This window comes from Bradyrhizobium vignae, from assembly GCF_900324035.1.
Lineage (GTDB): Bacteria > Pseudomonadota > Alphaproteobacteria > Rhizobiales > Xanthobacteraceae > Bradyrhizobium > Bradyrhizobium vignae.
Genome location: NZ_LS398110.1, coordinates 3,761,728 through 3,780,681, shown reverse-complemented (window position 1 = coordinate 3,780,681; position 18,954 = coordinate 3,761,728). Strand labels below are relative to the sequence as shown.

The 18,954-nt window shown below is 63.1% G+C and carries 13 protein-coding genes and 1 tRNA gene; 4 read left to right on the top strand and 10 right to left on the bottom strand.

Annotated elements, in window-relative coordinates; all coding sequences use genetic code 11:
- Window positions 1–67 precede the first annotated feature (67 nt).
- From lon to BRAD3257_RS18380, 5 genes are all read right to left on the bottom strand, one after another.
- The gene (lon, locus tag BRAD3257_RS18400; protein ID WP_122402982.1) at window positions 68–2,491 is read right to left on the bottom strand and encodes an endopeptidase La; all 2,424 of its coding nucleotides are present in this window, start codon (window positions 2,489–2,491) and stop codon (window positions 68–70) included.
- 323 nt (window positions 2,492–2,814) lie between these two features.
- Window positions 2,815–4,086 carry an ATP-dependent Clp protease ATP-binding subunit ClpX gene (clpX, locus tag BRAD3257_RS18395; protein WP_008547851.1) on the bottom strand — a complete coding sequence of 424 codons (1,272 nt, stop codon included), beginning with the start codon at window positions 4,084–4,086 and terminating at the stop codon, window positions 2,815–2,817.
- A gap of 413 nt (window positions 4,087–4,499) precedes the next feature.
- Window positions 4,500–5,135 (bottom strand): ATP-dependent Clp protease proteolytic subunit, encoded by a 636-nt coding sequence (locus BRAD3257_RS18390; RefSeq protein WP_027559514.1) that lies wholly within the window; start codon window positions 5,133–5,135, stop codon window positions 4,500–4,502.
- A 378-nt stretch (window positions 5,136–5,513) separates the two neighbouring features.
- Window positions 5,514–6,875, bottom strand: a complete 1,362-nt coding sequence (tig, locus tag BRAD3257_RS18385) for a trigger factor (RefSeq protein ID WP_122402981.1) — start codon at window positions 6,873–6,875, stop codon at window positions 5,514–5,516.
- 175 nt (window positions 6,876–7,050) lie between these two features.
- Window positions 7,051–7,135: transfer RNA gene (locus BRAD3257_RS18380), tRNA-Leu, on the bottom strand.
- 154 nt (window positions 7,136–7,289) lie between these two features.
- On the opposite strand from BRAD3257_RS18380, the gene BRAD3257_RS18375 reads away from it, so the two are divergent.
- Entirely contained in the window at window positions 7,290–8,591 is a 1,302-nt protein-coding gene (locus BRAD3257_RS18375; protein WP_122402980.1) for a multicopper oxidase family protein, read from the top strand.
- A 4-nt stretch (window positions 8,592–8,595) separates the two neighbouring features.
- Here BRAD3257_RS18375 and BRAD3257_RS18370 read toward each other — a convergent pair whose 3' ends face one another.
- Window positions 8,596–10,095, bottom strand: a complete 1,500-nt coding sequence (locus tag BRAD3257_RS18370; protein ID WP_162500251.1) for an NAD(P)H-hydrate dehydratase — start codon at window positions 10,093–10,095, stop codon at window positions 8,596–8,598.
- Between the two features lie 380 nt (window positions 10,096–10,475).
- On the opposite strand from BRAD3257_RS18370, the gene BRAD3257_RS18365 reads away from it, so the two are divergent.
- A complete protein-coding gene (locus BRAD3257_RS18365; protein ID WP_007603495.1) occupies window positions 10,476–10,814 on the top strand; it encodes a P-II family nitrogen regulator in 339 nt (112 codons plus the stop codon).
- A 153-nt stretch (window positions 10,815–10,967) separates the two neighbouring features.
- A complete protein-coding gene (gene glnA, locus BRAD3257_RS18360) occupies window positions 10,968–12,377 on the top strand; it encodes a type I glutamate--ammonia ligase (protein WP_122402979.1) in 1,410 nt (469 codons plus the stop codon).
- A 190-nt stretch (window positions 12,378–12,567) separates the two neighbouring features.
- Here the strand turns inward: glnA and BRAD3257_RS18355 are convergent, their stop codons facing one another.
- The 3 genes from BRAD3257_RS18355 to BRAD3257_RS18345 form a co-directional block, all read right to left on the bottom strand.
- Window positions 12,568–13,329 (bottom strand): slipin family protein, encoded by a 762-nt coding sequence (locus BRAD3257_RS18355; RefSeq protein WP_122402978.1) that lies wholly within the window; start codon window positions 13,327–13,329, stop codon window positions 12,568–12,570.
- Window positions 13,326–14,708: an NfeD family protein gene (locus BRAD3257_RS18350; RefSeq protein WP_122406633.1), complete on the bottom strand. Its 1,383-nt coding sequence runs from the start codon at window positions 14,706–14,708 to the stop codon at window positions 13,326–13,328. Before BRAD3257_RS18350 ends, BRAD3257_RS18355 begins: the two co-directional genes overlap by 4 nt.
- Before the next feature lie 478 nt (window positions 14,709–15,186).
- On the bottom strand, window positions 15,187–16,149 hold the full coding sequence (locus tag BRAD3257_RS18345; protein ID WP_129144927.1) for an AraC family transcriptional regulator: 963 nt from the start codon (window positions 16,147–16,149) through the stop codon (window positions 15,187–15,189).
- Between the two features lie 310 nt (window positions 16,150–16,459).
- Between BRAD3257_RS18345 and BRAD3257_RS18340 the strand changes: the two genes are divergently transcribed.
- The gene (locus tag BRAD3257_RS18340; protein ID WP_122402976.1) at window positions 16,460–17,950 is read left to right on the top strand and encodes an outer membrane protein; all 1,491 of its coding nucleotides are present in this window, start codon (window positions 16,460–16,462) and stop codon (window positions 17,948–17,950) included.
- Between the two features lie 13 nt (window positions 17,951–17,963).
- On the opposite strand, the gene BRAD3257_RS18335 is transcribed toward BRAD3257_RS18340, so the two are convergent.
- Window positions 17,964–18,737, bottom strand: coding sequence for a gamma-glutamyl-gamma-aminobutyrate hydrolase family protein (locus BRAD3257_RS18335; protein WP_122402975.1), 774 nt, complete (start codon window positions 18,735–18,737; stop codon window positions 17,964–17,966).
- Between the last annotated feature and the right edge of the window lie 217 nt (window positions 18,738–18,954).

Genomic DNA, 18,954 nt, shown 5'->3' with positions numbered 1-18,954 from the left:
GCCTCCTCTCCTCGCCACAAACAAAAACGGCGCCCGGAGGCGCCGTTTTATCATCTATCAATGAGCCTTAGTGAGCGGTCAGACCGCCGGCGGCTTCGTCGCCGTCCGGCTTCACCGTCACTTTGGTGTCCTCTTCCCAGACGATCGGCACCGGCTTCTTCACCAGCGCTTTCGCGACGACGTCGTCGAGGCGGGAGACCGGGATGATCTCCATGCCGCCCTTGATCGCATCGGAAATCTCCGTGAGATCCTTGGCGTTGTCCTCGGGGATCAGCACCGTCTTGATGCCGCCGCGGGCCGCGGCCAGCAGCTTCTCCTTGAGGCCGCCGATCGGCAGCACGCGACCGCGCAGCGTGATCTCGCCGGTCATCGCGACATCGTGGCGGACCGGGATGCCGGTCATGACCGAGATGATCGCGGTGGCCATCGCCACGCCCGCGGACGGACCGTCCTTCGGCGTCGCGCCTTCCGGCACGTGCACGTGGATGTCGCGCCGGTCGAACAGCGGCGGCTCGACGCCATAGTTGATCGCGCGCGAGCGGACATAGGACGCCGCCGCCGAGATCGATTCCTTCATGACGTCGCGCAAGTTTCCGGTGACCGTCATCTTGCCCTTGCCGGGCATCATGACGCCTTCGATCGTCAGCAACTCGCCGCCGACATCGGTCCAGGCAAGGCCGGTGACGATGCCGACCTGCGGCTCGCTCTCGATCTCGCCGAAGCGGTACTTCGGCACGCCGAGCAGCTCTTCCAGAGTCTTCTCGGTGACCTTGACCGCCTTCTTCTTGGAGATCATCAGCTCCTTCACCGCCTTGCGGGCGAGTGTCGAGAGCTCACGCTCCAGGTTGCGCACGCCCGCTTCGCGGGTGTAGCGGCGGATCAGAAGCAGCAGCGCGTCGTCGTCGATCGAGAACTCCTTGGAGTCCAGGCCGTGCTTGGACACCGCGTTGGGGATCAGATGCTTGCGCGCGATCTCGACCTTCTCGTTCTCGGTGTAGCCCGCGATCCGGATGATCTCCATGCGGTCCATCAGCGGGCCCGGAATATTGAGCGTATTCGCGGTCGTGATGAACATCACGTTGGACAGATCGTAGTCGACCTCGAGATAGTGGTCGTTGAACGTTCCGTTCTGCTCGGGATCGAGGACCTCGAGCAGAGCCGACGACGGATCGCCGCGGAAATCGGCGCCCATCTTGTCGATCTCGTCCAGCAGAAACAGTGGATTGGACGACTTCGCCTTGCGCATCGACTGGATGATCTTGCCGGGCATCGAGCCGATATAGGTGCGGCGGTGACCGCGGATCTCGGCTTCATCGCGCACGCCGCCGAGCGAGACGCGCACGAATTCGCGCCCCGTCGCCTTCGCGATCGACTTGCCGAGCGAGGTCTTGCCGACGCCGGGAGGTCCGACGAGGCACAGGATCGGCCCGGTCAGCTTGTTGGCGCGCGACTGCACCGCGAGATACTCGACGATGCGTTCCTTGACCTTCTCGAGCCCGTAGTGATCGGAGTCCAGGATGGCTTGCGCCTGCTCCAGGTCCTTCTTCACCTTGGACTTCTTGTTCCACGGGATCGACAAGAGCCAATCCAGATAGTTGCGCACGACGGTCGCTTCCGCTGACATCGGCGACATCTGGCGCAGCTTCTTCAATTCATGCTGCGCCTTCTCGCGCGCTTCCTTGGAGAGCTTGGTCTTGGAGATCTTCTCTTCGAGGTCGGCGAGCTCGTCGCGACCATCGTCGTCGCCGAGTTCCTTCTGGATCGCCTTCATCTGCTCGTTGAGATAGTACTCGCGCTGGGTCTTCTCCATCTGGCGCTTGACGCGCGAGCGGATGCGCTTCTCGACCTGCAGCACCGAGATCTCGCTCTCCATCAGGCCCAGCACCTTCTCCAGGCGCGTGGTGACGGACAGCGTCTCCAGGATGCCCTGGCGATCCGCGATCTTCACGGCGAGATGCGAGGCAACCGTGTCGGCGAGCTTGGCGAAATCGGTGATCGCCTGCACGACGCCGACGACCTCGGCCGAGATCTTCTTGTTGAGCTTCACATAGCTCTCGAAATCGGAGACGACCGAGCGCGCCAGCGCCTCCGCCTCGACCGACTTCGCATCGGTATCGGCGAGCGCAACGGCAGTCGCCTCGTAATAATCGGCGCGATCGGTGTATTTGGACACGCGCGCACGCTCGAGGCCCTCGACCAGCACCTTCACGGTGCCGTCGGGAAGCTTCAAGAGCTGGAGCACGCTGGCGAGCGTCCCGGTCTCGTAAATGGCATCGGGCGCCGGATCATCGTCGGACGCGTTCTTCTGCGTCGCGAGCATGATCAGCGCGTCGTTCTTCATCACCTCTTCGAGCGCGCGGATCGACTTCTCGCGGCCGACGAAAAGCGGAACGATCATGTGCGGGAAGACGACGATGTCGCGCAGCGGCAGCACCGGATAGGCGTGCGCTTCGCCATGGACGATGGTTGGCCGGGGTTTGGGATTAGTCATGGCCTTTTCCTTTTGCTTTGCCCCCTTGCACGCAGCCCGCTGATCATGCGCAACCACCACAAGGTGCCGAGGTGATCCGCAAGACCGGTCGGTCCTTTTGCGAGTTGGACCGGCTTGTCGGATCGGAACTGAGGCGAATCTTGAAGAGAATTTTCGCTCGCCGCCAACATTAGGTGGCTATCGACCCGGGGGGTGTCAAGTCACTGAAAAACGCGCGCCATCAGGCGCTTACGCACGCACTAAGCGACGCACCACCGACTGCGGAAATACCAGTTCCGCAGCCCACCTCGGCGAGACAATTGGAGCGTTCCAGCGCCGCCAGATCAGGCGCTGGCGTTCTCGACGGCGCGATCGGATCGATCGGCGTAGATGTAGAGCGGACGCGCCGTTCCTTCCACCACTTCTCGGGAAATCACGACTTCTTCCACACCTTCCAGACCCGGCAGGTCGAACATGGTCTCGAGCAGGATCGCCTCGAGGATCGAACGCAGGCCCCGCGCGCCGGTCTTGCGCTCGATCGCCTTGCGGGCGACCGCGCCAAGCGCCTCGTCGGCGAAGGTCAGCTCGATGTTCTCCATCTCGAACAGCCGCTGGTACTGTTTCACCAGCGCGTTCTTCGGCTCGGTGAGGATCTTCTTCAGCGAGGTCTCATCGAGATCCTCGAGCGTCGCCACGACGGGCAGACGGCCGACGAACTCGGGGATGAGGCCGTACTTCAGGAGGTCCTCAGGCTCGACGTGACGGAAGATTTCACCGGTACGGCGATCCTCCGGCGCAAGCACCTGGGCGCCGAAGCCGATCGAGGTCGACCGTCCGCGTGCCGAGATGATCTTCTCGAGGCCGGCGAAAGCGCCGCCGCAGATGAACAGGATGTTGGTGGTATCCACCTGCAGGAACTCCTGCTGCGGATGCTTGCGGCCGCCCTGCGGCGGAACCGAAGCCACGGTACCTTCCATGATCTTCAGCAGCGCCTGCTGCACGCCCTCACCCGACACGTCACGCGTGATCGAGGGGTTGTCGGACTTGCGGCTGATCTTGTCGATTTCGTCGATGTAGACGATGCCGCGCTGGGCGCGCTCGACATTGTAGTCGGCGGCCTGGAGCAGCTTCAGGATAATGTTCTCGACGTCCTCGCCGACATAGCCGGCTTCGGTCAGCGTCGTCGCATCTGCCATCGTGAACGGCACGTCCAGGATGCGGGCGAGCGTCTGCGCGAGCAGCGTCTTGCCCGAGCCGGTCGGACCGATCAGCAGAATGTTCGACTTCGCGAGCTCGACGTCGTTGTGCTTGGTCTGGTGGTTGAGGCGCTTGTAGTGGTTGTGCACCGCGACCGAGAGGACCTTCTTCGCATGGCTCTGGCCGATCACGTAATCGTCCAGCACCTTGCAGATTTCCTTCGGCGTCGGAATGCCGTCGCGCGACTTGACCAGCGAGGACTTGTTCTCCTCGCGGATGATGTCCATGCAGAGCTCGACGCACTCGTCGCAGATGAAGACCGTGGGACCCGCGATCAGTTTGCGGACTTCGTGCTGGCTCTTGCCGCAGAACGAGCAATATAGCGTGTTCTTGGAGTCGCTCGTGCCGACCTTACTCATTCATGTCTCCGTCCGCGGTTCGATCCCGTTCCGCTCGATCGCTCCATTCCGACACGACGGCCGGTATGAAGCTTAAGTAGAGCAAATTCCGTACCAAAAAAGACCCTACGCATTACATCCAGTGCGAATCACGGTCACTCGATTCCCCGCGATCATAGCCGATCAATCGTAGCCAACCATGCTGTCACCCGACTATCAAGAATTCGCTAATCGGGGGTCGCCGGCTACCCGTGACAATACCGTGATTTCCGGACTTGGCACGGGCCAAAGTGATCGAAAATCACCCCGGCGTTGCGGGATTGCCACGAAAAACAAGCACGAAAGCGGAACTTCCCGCTTGTCGCAGCGCGCAAAACCGCGTTTTGCGACGCGCACCCGCCGACCCCCGGGATCGCCGTGACGCCCCAGTAATGCTACGGGGCTTTCGCCGGCGCGGGCTCCTCGGCGCGCTTGTCGATGACCTTGTCGACGAGACCGAACTCCTTGGCGTCATTCGCGGTGAGGAATTTGTCGCGTTCCAGCGCATCCTCGATCGACTTGTAGGTCTGGCCGGTGTGCTTCACGTAGATCTCGTTGAGCCGCTTCTTCAGGTTCAGGATTTCCTGAGCATGCAGCATGATGTCGGTGGCCTGTCCCTGGAAGCCGCCGGAGGGCTGGTGCACCATGATGCGCGCGTTCGGCAGCGAGAAGCGCATGTCCTTCTCGCCGGCGGCGAGCAGCAGCGAGCCCATCGAGGCCGCCTGCCCCGTGCACAGCGTCGAGACCGGCGGGCGGATGAACTGCATGGTGTCGTAGATCGCAAGGCCCGATGTCACCACGCCGCCCGGCGAGTTGATGTACATCGAGATTTCCTTCTTCGGATTTTCCGCCTCGAGGAACAGGAGCTGCGCGACGATCAGCGTCGACATGCCGTCCTCGACCGGGCCGGTCACGAAGATGATGCGCTCCTTCAACAGGCGCGAGAAAATGTCGTAGGCGCGCTCGCCACGGTTGGTCTGCTCGACCACCATGGGCACGAGGTTCATGTAAGTTTCAACCGGATCGCGCATGAGTCACCTAGGGTTTTCGGAGACGGACATCGCCGGGCCTGGCTGCCAGTTTGGCTGGATGCGCCGGAGGGGCGGATGGACGTCCCGTGATGCAGGAACTTGGTAGAGGTAGAACGCGTAGCGACAGATATAGCCCAATTCGCGCCTGACAAGTGCGGAGCGCATTAAGGCTTAATCCGTGAGGCAGTTGAAGCTGATTCGTAGAATGAGGCCCAGCCGGCCATCTGGCTAGCTGGGCCTCTTTCCTGATCATCCTTAACAGAGGACTGTCCCGGAGCTCCTTTCCGATGGAATCGGAAAGGGGTTCTAGCTTCTATTTTCGACGCGTTTTCTTCGCGCGAAGCGGTATCCACTTCGCTCGAAAACGCTGTGGAGCCTTCAGGCTGCGGTCTTTTCCGCATCGTCGTCCTTGTAGAGGTCCTCGCGCGAGACCTTCTTCTCGGTCACGTTGGCGAGCTCGAGGATGAAATCGACGACCTTGTCCTCGTAGATCGGCGCACGAAGCTGGGCCAGCGCCTGGGCGTTGTTGCGGTAATAGTCCCAGACCTCCTTCTCGCGGCCGGGCATCGAGCGCGCGCGCTCGATCACGGCGCGGCCGACTTCGTCGTCGGTCACGGTGATCTTGTTCTTCTCGCCGATCTCGGAGAGCACGAGGCCAAGCCGCACGCGGCGATCGGCGATCTTGCGGTACTCTTCCTTCGCCTTGTCCTCGGTGGTGTCCTCGTCGGCAAAGGTCTTGCCGGCCGAATCCATCTCGGCCTTGACCGAATTCCACATCAGATTGAACTCCTCGTCGACGAGCGAGGGCGGCGCTTCGAAGCGATGCGCCTCGTCGAGGCGGTCGAGCAGCGCGCGCTTGACGCGCTGGCGAGTCGCGGTGGCGAACTCGGCGGTCAGGCGCTCGCGCGCGGCTTCCTTGAGCTTGTCCAGCGATTCCAGGCCGAGCGACTTGGCGAACTCGTCGTCGATCGCAAGGTCCTGCGGCGCCTCGATCAGGGTCGCAGTGGTCTCGAACTCGGCGGGCTGGCCGGCCAGCTTGTCGTTCATGTAGTTCTTGGGGAACGTCACCTTCAGCGTGCGGGTCTCATTGGCGCCGATGCCGATGAGCTGCTCCTCGAAGCCCGGGATGAAGGTGTTGGAGCCGATCACGACCTGGATGCCCTCGCCGGTGCCACCCTCGAAGACTTCGCCGTTGATGCTGCCCTTGAAGTTGATGGTGACGCGATCGCCGGAGGCGGCCTTGGCGCCATCACCCTTGTCGGCATAGGTGCGGTTGGAATCGGCAATGCGCTTGATCGCCTCGTCGACGTCGGCGTCGGAGACATCGGCAACGGGCTTCTCGACCTGGAAGGTCTTGAAGTCGGCGAGCGCGATCGCCGGCACCACCTCGATCGCAACCGTGTAGGTCAGATCGGTCTTGCCGCTCAGCAGCTCCTCGACGTCCTTCTGCTCCGTCGGCATGGTGATCTTCGGCTCGGTCGCGAGACGGAAGCCGCGCTCGGAGAACAGCTGTGTGTTGGTGTCGCGGATGGTCTGATCGATGGTCTCGGCCATGACCGAGCGGCCGTAAACCTTCTTCAGGTGCGAGACCGGCACCTTGCCCGGACGAAAGCCGTTGATGCGGACCTTGTCCTTGAGGTCGACGAGCTTGGCACCGGCCTTGGCATCAAGATCAGACGCGGGAACGCTGATCTTGAACTCGTGCTTCAGACCTTCCGAGAGGGTTTCTGTGACCTGCATGGCGTCCAATCTTCTTTTCGTTCGGCCCCGGCACGTCGCGCGTCGGGACGCTGTCATTAATCGATCCGGCGCGAGGCAAACGCCTCCACGCCGGTGGTTCATCGGACCGGCTTCAAGGCGGACGATCATCCGCGCGGAAGCAGGTCTCGTAATCCGTGCAAACGCGATAAGCGCTTGGTGCGGGCGGAGGGACTCGAACCCCCACAACTTTCGTCACTGGAACCTAAATCCAGCGCGTCTACCAGTTCCGCCACGCCCGCGTGAATTTGCATCAAGACCGGCCGCGATGCCGCGGGCGGCCGGGCTTATAGCATGTGCCTGACTGTTCGCAGCAAAAAAATGGCCTGATGGAGGCAGGCTTCAAGTAGGCACGATGGCTGGACTTATCCAGCGCCGCGTGGTCGGGATCACGCCATGACAACGCGGATTTTTGCCCCACATCGGCGCCAGGTTTTGGCAGGCCTCGGAGCCTCGGCAGCCGGGCTGATCGGCGGCGGCGCGGGCCCATCCGTGACGACCCAGCTCGCGCTTCAGGCGAGGCCGGCAACGCTCGCTCTGAAACCCGATCAGCCGGCTACACCGATCTGGGAGCTGGCCGCGGTAAGTCATCTCAGGGACGTTCGTCTCAAGCGCGGCGACCGCTGCGAGGTGGTGTTTCGGAACGACCTGCCTGTACCACTTGCGCCGGTCTGGTACGGCCTCAATGGCGCGACCGCGACCGACCCGCTGCGGGGGCGTGCGCCCGCCGCGCCAGACACGACCGAAACATCAATCATTTCAATACCAAGCGCGGGAACCCTGCTGGCTGACTTCCGTCTCTTCGAGGGCAGCCTGAAGCAGCCGGCGCGCCCGCTCCCGATCATCGCGACCGAGACCAACCGCGTCGCCGTGGACCGCGACGAAATCCTGCTGATCGAGGAATGGCGCCTCCGGCCGGATGGCACCGCGGTCCCGCCAGGCCAGGACCCAAAGGACACGACGCCGCTCTATACCGTCAATGGCCGAACTTCATTCGATCTCTCAGCTTCGGCCGGCGAGCGGCTTCGGCTGCGCTTCATCAACGGCTCCCAACGTACTGTTCTCGCAATCAAATTGGAGAGCCACGAGGTCCGCGTGATGGCCCTGGACGGACAACCAGCCGAGCCGTTCCCCGCGCGCAACGGCGCGGTGGTGCTGGCCCCGGGCGCGCGAGCCGACGCGTTCGTGGATACGGTCACATCGGCCCCATTCCTGCTCCATGACGGCAAGGAGGTGCGCCGGGTCGGAAGCCTCGCCATCACTGGGACGCTGGAGCGCGCACCGCTGTTGCCGCCGCAACCGCTCCCTTCGAACGACCTCCCCGAAAAGCTCGATCTGGGAGGCGCCCTGCGGTTCGATGTCGCGCTCGGTGCGCCGGACGCCGGTTGGACACGGCCCGCGAACTTCTCCACCGCCTCTGCCCCCGCCTTCCGCGCCAAGACCGGTCGCACCGTCGTGCTGGCCCTCAAGAACCCTGCCCCGACCAGCACCGTGTTCCACCTGCACGGCCACCCCTTCCGCCTGCTCGACAAGCTCGACGACGGCTGGAAGCCCTACTGGCTCGACACGCTCGCGATCGAGCCCGGCCAGACCCAGCGCATCGCCTTCGCGGCGACCTCACCCGGGCGCTGGCTGCTCGAATCCGTGGCGACCGATTGGGCAGCGCCGCGCTTGGTGCGCTGGTATGGGGTGGAGTGAGCGGTCAGTATTCGATGCCCAGCGCATCATAGATCCGCCGGTGCACGGCCGGCAGCGTCTCGGTGAGGTCCTCCGCGATCAGGCCCGGCCCGGCTTCGCTTGCCGCTTCGCCATGCATCCAGACGCCGATGCTCGCGGCCTCGAACGCCGGCACGCCTTGGGCCAACAGGCCTGCGATAATGCCGGACAGCACGTCGCCGGCACCGGCCGTGGCGAGCCAGGGCGGCGCGTTGGCGGCGATGGCGGCGCGGCCATCGGGGGCCGCGACGGTTGTGTCCGGGCCCTTCAGGAGCACGACCGCGCCGGAGCGCTCGGCGGCGGTGCGGACGCGCTCGAGCTTGGAACGGCCGGGATGCTTGTTGCTGAGATCGGAGAACAGGCGCGGAAACTCGCCTTCGTGCGGGGTCAGCACCACTGCACTGTCCCCCGACGACTTGATCCACTCGAACAGGCGCTCGGGTTTCGCCGCAAAGCTCGTCAGCGCATCGGCGTCGAGCACCAGATGCCGCTGCGCCGACAATCCGGTGTGGACCATGTCGCAGGTGCGTTCGCCGACGCCGGCGCCGGGGCCGATCATGCAGGTGTTGTAGCGCTTGTCACCGAGCAGCTCGCCGAACTCGACCGCGGTGTCGACGGGGCGGACCATCACCGCCGTCAGCGCGCTGGCATTGATCGCGAGCGCAGCGCGTGGGGTCGCCAGAGTCACAAGGCCGGCGCCAGCGCGCAGGGCGCCGCGCGCGGCGAGCCTTGCCGCCCCCGTCGCGGCGGCATCGCCGGAGACCGCCAGCACATGGCCGCGCGCGTATTTGTGGCCGTCGATACGCGGCACCGGAAAGGCGGCACCCCAGACTTGCGGATCGTTCTCGAAGATCTGTGGCCGGATCTCGTCCAGTACTTCGGCGCCGATGCCGATATCGGCGAGCCGCACGCGGCCGCAATGCATGCGGCCGGGCAGCAGCAGATGCGCCGGCTTCTTGCGGAAGAAGGTGATGGTCTCGGTGGCGTTCACCGCCACGCCCATCACGGCCGCGCTGGTGCCGTTGATGCCGCTCGGCAGGTCGACTGCGAGCACCGGGGCACCGTTGCCGTTGATCGCCTCGATCATTTCACGCGCCTCGCCGTCCACGCTGCGGCTGAGGCCGGCGCCGAACAGCGCATCAATGATCAGCGCCGGCCTTCCGATCGCCTGTGGATTGAACGGCAGTACCGGATGCTTCCAGCCCCGCGCGGCGGAGGCCGCATCGCCCTGGAGCTGGTCGCGCTCGCACATCAGGATCACCGAGACCTCGCGCCCCTGGGCGGCGAGTTCGGCGGCTGCGACGAAACCGTCGCCGCCATTGTTGCCGGGACCGGCGACGATCAGGATCGGCCCCTCCTCCACCAGCGCATGGGCGGCCTCGGCGACCGCCTGGCCCGCGCTCAGCATCAGCTTGAAACCGGGCGTGCCGGCCGCAATGGCGAGTTGGTCGGCCCGCTGCATCTCGGCGTTGGTCAAAACTTCCATGCCACTTCCTAGTACAAACGCCTCTTCAACAGGCATCATCCTTGCCGATCCGACGGCAGGGACGTCGACTTGCACATATATTGAACCGTTTGCCTATTTCGTAGTCTTCGGTATTTTGTGCAGGTCGGCGCCTCATCCAGAGATGCTCGTTAAAAGACTGATAACGCTCCAATAACCAGGGCATTTGCAACTTGGCATAGACCCTGCTTTCGAGGAAGCCGCTTCGGTTTGTCGTGCTCACTGGCATCTTACAGGGGGTGACCGGCCGTTGTTGCCGGACTGGTCAGGGATCCCGGCATAGAGAAGACAAGATCGTGCGTTGAGAAATGCGCATCCTGACGAAGACGTTGCTATTTGATCGAAAGGCCGGGAGTCGCGCAGTGAAGAAAATTGAAGCCATCATCAAGCCATTCAAGCTCGACGAGGTGAAGGAAGCGCTTCAGGAAGTCGGCCTCCAGGGCATCACCGTCACCGAAGCCAAGGGCTTTGGCCGGCAGAAGGGTCACGCCGAACTTTACCGCGGCGCAGAATACATCGTCGACTTCCTGCCGAAGGTCAAAATCGAGATCGTGATCGGCGACGATCTGGTCGAGCGCGCCATCGATGCGATCCGCCGTGCCGCGCAGACCGGCCGCATCGGCGACGGCAAGATTTTCGTCTCCAACATCGAAGAGGCGATCCGCATCCGAACCGGCGAATCCGGGCTGGACGCTATCTGAGCCGGGTGCTATCCCGCATTTTGCGTCACTCCGACAAGAAATAAGGCTGCTTCGGCGGCCTGATTTCGTTTGTGCGGTCGCGCGCGAACTCGCCAAAAGCGAGAATAATCTTGCTCACCTGGAAACCGACCCGCAGAGCCATAAGGGGTATGCATGAAGACCGCCAAAGACGTCCTGAAATCGATCAAGGACAACGACGTCAAATACGTCGACCTGCGCTTCACCGATCCGCGCGGCAAGTGGCAGCACGTCACGTTCGACGTCAGCATGATCGATGAAGACATCTTCGCCGAAGGCACGATGTTCGACGGCTCCTCGATCGCCGGCTGGAAGGCGATCAACGAGTCCGACATGTGCCTGATGCCCGATCCGGTGACCGCGACGATCGATCCGTTCTTCGCCGAGACGACCATGGTCATCACCTGCGACGTGCTCGAGCCGACCACCGGCGAGCCTTACAACCGCGATCCCCGCGGCATCGCCAAGAAGGCGGAGGCGATGGTGAAGTCGATGGGCGTGGGCGACACCGTGTTCGTCGGCCCGGAAGCCGAGTTCTTCGTGTTTGATGACGTGCGCTTCTCCGCCACCCCCTACAACACCGGTTTCCGTCTCGACTCCTCGGAGCTGCCGACCAACTCCGACACCGAATATGAAGGCGGCAATCTCGGCCACCGCGTCCGCACCAAGGGCGGCTATTTCCCGGTTCCGCCGCAGGACTCCGTGCAGGACATGCGCTCGGAAATGCTCGGGGCCATGGCCAAGATGGGCGTCAAGGTCGAGAAGCATCACCACGAGGTCGCTTCCGCCCAGCACGAGCTCGGCATGAAGTTCGACACGCTGACGCTGATGGCCGACCACATCCAGATTTACAAGTATTGCATCCACCAGGTCGCGCACATCTACGGCAAGACCGCGACCTTCATGCCGAAGCCGGTCTACGGCGACAACGGCTCGGGCATGCACGTGCACCAGTCGATCTGGAAGGATGGCAAGCCGGTGTTCGCCGGCAACAAATACGCTGACCTGTCGGAGACCTGCCTCCACTATATCGGCGGCATCATCAAGCACGCCAAGGCGATCAACGCCTTCACCAACCCCTCGACCAACTCCTACAAGCGTCTGGTCCCGGGCTATGAGGCGCCCGTGCTGCTCGCCTACTCGGCGCGCAACCGCTCGGCCTCCTGCCGCATCCCCTACACCGCCTCGCCGAAGGCCAAGCGTGTCGAGGTGCGCTTCCCCGATCCGCTCGCCAACCCCTATCTCGGCTTCGCCGCGATGCTGATGGCCGGCCTCGACGGCATCAAGAACAAGATCGATCCGGGCCCGGCAATGGACAAGGATCTCTACGACTTGCCGAAGGAAGAGCTGAAGCAGATCCCGACGGTGTGCGGCTCGCTTCGCGAGGCGCTCGAGAACCTCGACAAGGACCGCGCCTTCCTGAAGGCCGGCGGCGTGTTCGACGACGACTTCATCGACGCCTATATCGAGCTGAAGATGACCGAAGTCGAGCGCTTCGAGATGACCCCGCATCCGGTCGAGTTCGACATGTACTATTCGGGGTAAATCGCCCGAACCGGACAAGAGATGCAAAAGGCGCTTCCGAAAGGGGCGCCTTTTCGTTTGCGCCGTTGGGCCTGCAGGCTGGGTTGGCCCCACTGGCGTAACCCACCATGCTTCAGCAAATGTGCGACGAAGTTGGTGGGTTACGCCCAGCAACCATTTGGACGAAGCTGGGTCGTCCGCGGCGTTACCCCTACGGGTTGTTGGGCCGCGGCATGAGATGGTCGAGCAAGCCGGCCGGCAGCGGAAACACGACGGTCGACGACCGTTCACCGGCGATGTCGTGCAGAGCCGCGAAATAGCGCAGCTGCATGGCCTGAGGCTCCTGCGCGAGGATCCGCCCGGCTTCGACGAGCTTTTCGGCGGCTTGCTCCTCGCCCATCGCATTGATCACCTTGGCCCGCCGCAAGCGCTCCGCCTCTGCCTGTTTGGCAATCGCGCGAACCATGGTTTCGTTGATATCGACGTCCTTGATCTCGATGCCGGTGACCTTGATGCCCCAGACGTCAGTCTGTTTGTCGAGTATCTCCTGGATGTCGGCATTCAGCCTGTCGCGTTCGGCAAGCATCTCGTCGAGCTCGTGCTTGCCGAGCACCGAACGCAACGTGGTCTGGGCGAGCTGGCTGGTCGCGGCCATGTAATCGCCGACCTTGATGATGGCGCGCTCGGGGTCGACGATTCGAAAGTACAATACGGCGTTGACCTTGACCGACACGTTGTCCCGCGAAATCACGTCCTGCGGCGGAACGACCTGCACCATCACCCTGAGATCGACCTTGACGAGTTGCTGCACGATCGGGACGAGGATGATGAGGCCGGGCCCCTTCACCCCGGTGAAGCGGCCGAGCGTGAAGACGACGCCGCGCTCGTATTCGCGCAGGATTCGAATGGCCTGAGATAGAAATATGACGACCAGCAGCGCGAGCGCCGCATAGGTCAAATATTCCAGCATCATGATGTACCTCCCTCGCCTCTTGGGGCGGGCGTGCGCCGTATCAGCAGCGTCAGGTCGATGACGTTGGCGATTTCGACGATGTCTCCAGGCTTGAACGTTTCGGCGCCGCGCGCGCGCCAGCGCTCACCATGGGCGAACACATGACCTTCGTCCCCGTTCCAGTCGAGAATCTCGGCAGGCAAGCCTCGCATCGCCTGCGCACCGACCCGTGCAGGAGCTTTGCGGACACGCCGAAGCGAACCAAGCACGACCAGAGCAACGCCGGCGAACACAGCTGCAGTGATGCCGATCACCCACCACGACAAGCGATAGCCGGGCGCCTCGACCCTGAACAGCATCAGCGCGCCGAGCACGAAGGCGATGATCCCCCCGAGACCGATCACCACCGTCGGATTGAAGGCTTCGATGGTGAGAAGCACCAGTCCGACCAGCATCAGGGCGAGACCGGCATAGTTGATCGGCAGCAAATTGAGTGCATAGAGACCGATCAGCAGGCAGATCGCGCCGATGACTCCGGGAGCGACGGCGCCGGGCGACATGAACTCGAAGATCAGACCGTAGATGCCAACCATCAGGAGAATGAAAGCGACGTTGGGATCGGTGATGACCGCCAGGAAGCGGGATATCCGTCCGGGCTCGATGGCTTCGACGACAGCATCTTTCGTCGCGAGGCGTTGTGTCTTGCCGCCTGCAAGCTCCGCCACGCGGCCATCGACCTGCCGCAGCAATTCGGCCTGATCGCGCGCGACGAGATCGATGGCATGTGCCTCGAGCGCGCCGTTGGCAGAGAGTGTCGCAGCCTCACGGACCGCCTTCTCCGCCCAGTCCGCATTGCGGTTGCGCAGCTCGGCGAGGCTGCGGATGAAGGCGACGGCGTCGTTCGTGGCCTTCGCCGTCATCGCGTCCTTCGGCTCATCCTTCTTGTCTTTGCCGTCCTTCTCCGGCGTACCGCTCGGCAGGCCCGGCAGTGGCCCGCCAATCTGGACCGGCGTCGCCGCGCCGATATTGGTGCCGGGCGCCATCGCCGCGATGTGGGTCGCATAAAGGATATAGGTCCCGGCACTCGCCGCGTGGGCGCCGGACGGGGCGACGTAGCCGATGACGGGGACGGGCGAGGCGAGCACATCCGCGATAATCTCGCGCATGCTGGAATTGAGACCGCCGGGCGTATTCATTCTCAGAAGCACGACCTCGGCACGCCGTTCGCCCGCCTTGGCCAAAGCCTCCCGCACATAGCTGGCCGACGCCGGGCCAATTGCCCCGTCGATCGAAACGACCAGGGCAACACCGCTGCTCTCCTCCGCTGAGCTGGGAAGGAGGCAACAGGTCAAAGCCACGGCGGTGATCGCCGCAACGAGGGCCGCCTTCATGGTCTGCACGGCAAGGGCTCCCTTGCAGACCATATGGTGGTCCTCTCGGGAACCTCAATGCTGCGCGTGGAGGCCAACGTCACGATTGTGCAACGCAATGCAAATCGTCACGCAGAATGTCGATGTGATCGGCTGAGTAGAGGAAGCCGCGGACCAGGTCACAGTTGGATCCGCCCCGCGTCAGGCGCGACTACCGCGCTCAAACATAGAGCTTGCGCCCGCCCGTCAGCCTTCGTTCTGCATCTGACTCCAATTCGTTCTCAAAGAACAAATCAGAGCCGTGAAAATCGGGACGGAGCAATTCCTACTGATTGGTTTATTCCGTGCGAGATTTCGATTGCGCATTGGACAGATGGCGCAATCGTCGCCGGCCTTGCCGTCGCAAGCGCGGCGGAGCTGGTCTTCGGCAGCGACCGTGTTGCCCATCATCGGGATGCAATTCCAGTTTGGAAATCCTGGTGGAGCAAGCGGCCGATCCGTCCGTAGCTTACTTGCAGGCACGGATCTCCGACGGGGACGCGCCGTAGACACGACGAAAGGTCCGATTGAAATATGAGATGTCGTTGAAGCCGGACCGGTGCGCGATGTCGCTGATCGAGCGGCCTGCGAGGCCGACATCCGTCAGCAACTTGTAGGCAGAGGCGAGCCGCTGGTTGAGGACAAACTCGGTAAAGCTCGTACCTTCGGTCTCGAACAGCCGTCGGACATAGGATTTCGAAATGCCCTGCTTGGCAGCCACAGAGTCCAGACTCAGCCCGGGATTGCCGGACTGCGCGCGGATGTGGGCTTTGATGCTCCGCATTCTGGCGGCTGCAAGGCCGCGCGTGTGCGCCATCTCGGCGGCATCCGGCGTGGCGCCCAGCAACAGGGCGCCGAGATCGAGCATGTGGTTCACGACGGCCCGCCGCATTGCGGCGTTCGCGAGCGTCTGTCTCTCATTGACGATGCCGAGATAATCCAGAAAGAGCGACAGCGCTGGATTCTGTTTGTCGAGCGGTCTGCCGATGGCGTCATCGAAGTTGCTGACCAGGGGCGCAATCAGCGCGCGGCTGATCCGCCAAGTGACCACGCGCCTCGTCGTGTAGTTGGTCGCGGTTCCCGGCAATCCATTCGTGGTCAGGGCCGCCTCCCCCGGACCGAGATGCGTCTCGTGGCCATTTTGATTGTGGATGGCCGCACCATCGAGGTTGAACACAATCACGGGATCGTCGTTGTCGATCATCGCTTCGGTGTGGCGACAGAAAATCGGAGAAACGGTCGCGGCCGCGACGGACATCCCAGGCAACGCCCGCAGCTTCATGTCGATCTGAAGCGCCGCGTCGGGCAACGGCTCGATCTCCAGCTTGAGAATTTCACGGCCGTAGATCTGATGAAAGGCTTCGATCCTGTCGCGCTCGGCAAAGGCGGAGCTCGACAGCTCCAATACGATCAATTCGTCGCCACTATCCAACGCACCGCTCCGTAACAGCAAGATCTAACAGCAAGATCGCCCGGCGGTCCTTTTGTCGCAGGAAATGGCGCAGCGTTCAAAGGACTTTCATGCAGCCTCCAATTCGGATGCGCTGGCGCTGCATGATGCGACGCGGGCTCCGGACCGACGCGCCTGCCGATGTGGCAAGGCGATCACACTGGATGGCAATCGTCAGACTTGTGTCGATCAGTCCAAGTCGGTGTAGCGCGTGCCCCAAGCCGAACGCGCCGCACTCCCGCTATAGCTCCCTGATGTTGCTCGAAATTGCGCGCCGGTTGCAGAGGGCTCAATGGCAATCACGGAAAAAATCATTTCGGCTGCTACACTTGGTCTGGCATTGACGCAGGCGGCATCCGCCGCAGACCTTCCTGTCAAAGCGGCTGCGCTTCCGCCTCCAATCGTCGATTGGAGCGGCGTCTATGTCGGCGTGCATGTCGGCTATGGCGGCGGCATGAACGATTGGTGGATTAACGACCCCCGCGAACCGACCGTCGATTATGCTGCGAACGGCGTGCTCGCCGGCGCTCAAATCGGCATCAACAAGCAGATTGCAAATTTCGTTTTTGGCCTTGAACTGGACGGCTCATGGGCGAACATCCGCGGATCGCAGAGGCTGCGGCTCGGCTTCCCGTTCTTCGGCGACGTGACCAGCACCACCACCTCGAGGATTGACGCGTTGACCACGGTCGCCGGTCGCGCGGGGCTCGCCGCCGATCGCTGGTTCGCCTTCACCAAGTTCGGACTTGCCGGTGCCTGGGAAACGCACACCAGCAACGCCGCGGGCGATTTCGGCTTCGGTGCATTTTCCACCAGCCTCAGCGGACGAGAGTATCGCTGGGCGCCGCTGATCGGATTTGGAGCGGAATACGCGTTGGGAGGAAACTGGTCGGTCAAGGCTGAATACGATTACCTGCATTTCGGCACCCGGCAGGTTGGCATGAGCGGCAGCACCACGTCTGCCGGCGTGACGACTCCGGTCGCGGGAGATGTCCCGATTGCGCAGGATTCCATCCACCTGATCAAGCTGGGGGCGAATTACCGACCTGGTGAGGTCGCGGCCGATCCCAAATATCCGCCGGTCAAGACGGCATCCGGCACGAACTGGACCGGCGGCTTTGTCGGCGTGCAGGCCGGTTATGGTCTTGGTCGCGAGTCGCGCCATCAGGACCCCTCGCCTCTGCCGGGCAGTGGCAGCTTCGATACAAGCGGGTGGCTCGCCGGTTTTGATGGCGGCGTCAACGTGCAGTCCGGCGCGCTGGTCTTCGGCGTCGAAGGTGAATGGATGTGGACCGGCATCCAGGGCAGCCGGTCCTCTGCGTTTCCGCTGTTCGGCGCCGCGGCCACGAATGATCTGAGCACCTCGATCGACTGGCTTGCCATCGCCAGCGGCCGTGCCGGCTTCGTCGTCGGCGATCGCCTGCTCGTCTATGGCAAGGCGGGTGTCGCCATCGCCAATGAGAGCCACGCGTTCAATGGTGCGGCATCCTTCGGGGCCGTCAGCCAGAGCATGGCGGTTCAGGGGAAGATAGTGCACTCAGGCGGCGTGATCGGCGCGGGACTCGAATACGCGCTTGCCGGCAACTGGTCGCTCAAGGGCGAGTACGACTTCATCCGCATGATCAACCAGCATACGAGCCAGAGCGGCAGTTTCAATCAAACCGGCTTCCCCGCGGCAGGGGCCGCCGCCAACAGCTGGATCACGCAGGATCTGCATCTGTTCAAGTTGGGCGTGAACTATCACTTCAATCCGCTGCCCGGGGCCGTGACCGCCCGCTATTGATCGGGAGCGTGAGCTACGCCGCCGCCTTCTGCCGCGTCACCAGCGCTTCGCCAAAGGCCTCGAATAGCTTGCGGTTGATCGGGTTGTGCTGCGGGTCGTACTCCGCATGCCATTGCACGCCGAGCGCAAAGGTCGGGGCCTCGGCAATGCGGATCGCCTCGATGGTGCCGTCCTCGGCGACGCCCTCGATCAGCACGCGCTTGCCGGGATCGAGGATGCCCTGGCCGTGCAGCGAATTGACCCTGATCCTCTCGCAACCGAGAATTTTTGCGAAGGCGCCGCCGGGCGTCAGATCGACGTCGTGACGGTCGGCGAACACCACGGTGGGATCGGGATGGATCTCGCCGTTCTCGAGCCGGGGCATGCGGTGGTTCATCCGGCCGGGGAGCTCGCGGATCTCGGGGTGCAGCGACCCGCCGAAGGCGACGTTCATCTCCTGCAGGCCGCGACAGATGCCGAACAGCGGGATGCCGCGGGCGACACAGGCGACCGAAAGGGCTAGCGCGACCTCGTCGCGGTGGATGTCATAGGGCTCGTGCTTCTCGCACGGATCAACGTTGAATCGGGTCGGGTGCACGTTGGCGCGGGCGCCGGTGAGGATGATGCCGTCCACGGTATCGAGCAGCGCCACGATATCGGTGATGTCAGGGGAGCCCGCGAACATCAGCGGCAAGCCACCGGAGACTTCGGCCACGGCGCGCAGGTTTCGCTCGCCGACCATCTGGACCTGAAATCGATTTTCGACGCGATAGGAATTCCCGATCACGCCGACGACCGGCTTTCTCATCTGTCGTTCCGCGCCTCCTGGTAAGAAGATTCTCCAAACATGCCCTCCGGATGGAACAAATTCAACAGAAGGGATCGCGGGACGGCAATGCTATTTTCGCGCAAATGGCCGGCCCGGCGAGCCCTGGGCAGGCCGGGCGACGGCTACTCCGATCGCTCGCGAAGAGGGCCAGAGGCCCGCAGCAACGACGAGGCGCGCCAAGCCGGCGCACGCCGCT

What these genes read in the sequence shown, in the direction of transcription:
- lon (WP_122402982.1), bottom strand. Translation starts at nt 2,491, where the DNA reads ATGACTAATCCCAAACCCCGGCCAACCATCGTCCATGGCGAAGCGCAC.
- clpX (WP_008547851.1), bottom strand. Translation starts at nt 4,086, where the DNA reads ATGAGTAAGGTCGGCACGAGCGACTCCAAGAACACGCTATATTGCTCG.
- BRAD3257_RS18390 (WP_027559514.1), bottom strand. Translation starts at nt 5,135, where the DNA reads ATGCGCGATCCGGTTGAAACTTACATGAACCTCGTGCCCATGGTGGTC.
- tig (WP_122402981.1), bottom strand. Translation starts at nt 6,875, where the DNA reads ATGCAGGTCACAGAAACCCTCTCGGAAGGTCTGAAGCACGAGTTCAAG.
- BRAD3257_RS18375 (WP_122402980.1), top strand. Translation starts at nt 7,290, where the DNA reads ATGACAACGCGGATTTTTGCCCCACATCGGCGCCAGGTTTTGGCAGGC.
- BRAD3257_RS18370 (WP_162500251.1), bottom strand. Translation starts at nt 10,095, where the DNA reads ATGGAAGTTTTGACCAACGCCGAGATGCAGCGGGCCGACCAACTCGCC.
- glnA (WP_122402979.1), top strand. Translation starts at nt 10,968, where the DNA reads ATGAAGACCGCCAAAGACGTCCTGAAATCGATCAAGGACAACGACGTC.
- BRAD3257_RS18355 (WP_122402978.1), bottom strand. Translation starts at nt 13,329, where the DNA reads ATGATGCTGGAATATTTGACCTATGCGGCGCTCGCGCTGCTGGTCGTC.
- BRAD3257_RS18340 (WP_122402976.1), top strand. Translation starts at nt 16,460, where the DNA reads ATGGCAATCACGGAAAAAATCATTTCGGCTGCTACACTTGGTCTGGCA.
- BRAD3257_RS18335 (WP_122402975.1), bottom strand. Translation starts at nt 18,737, where the DNA reads ATGAGAAAGCCGGTCGTCGGCGTGATCGGGAATTCCTATCGCGTCGAA.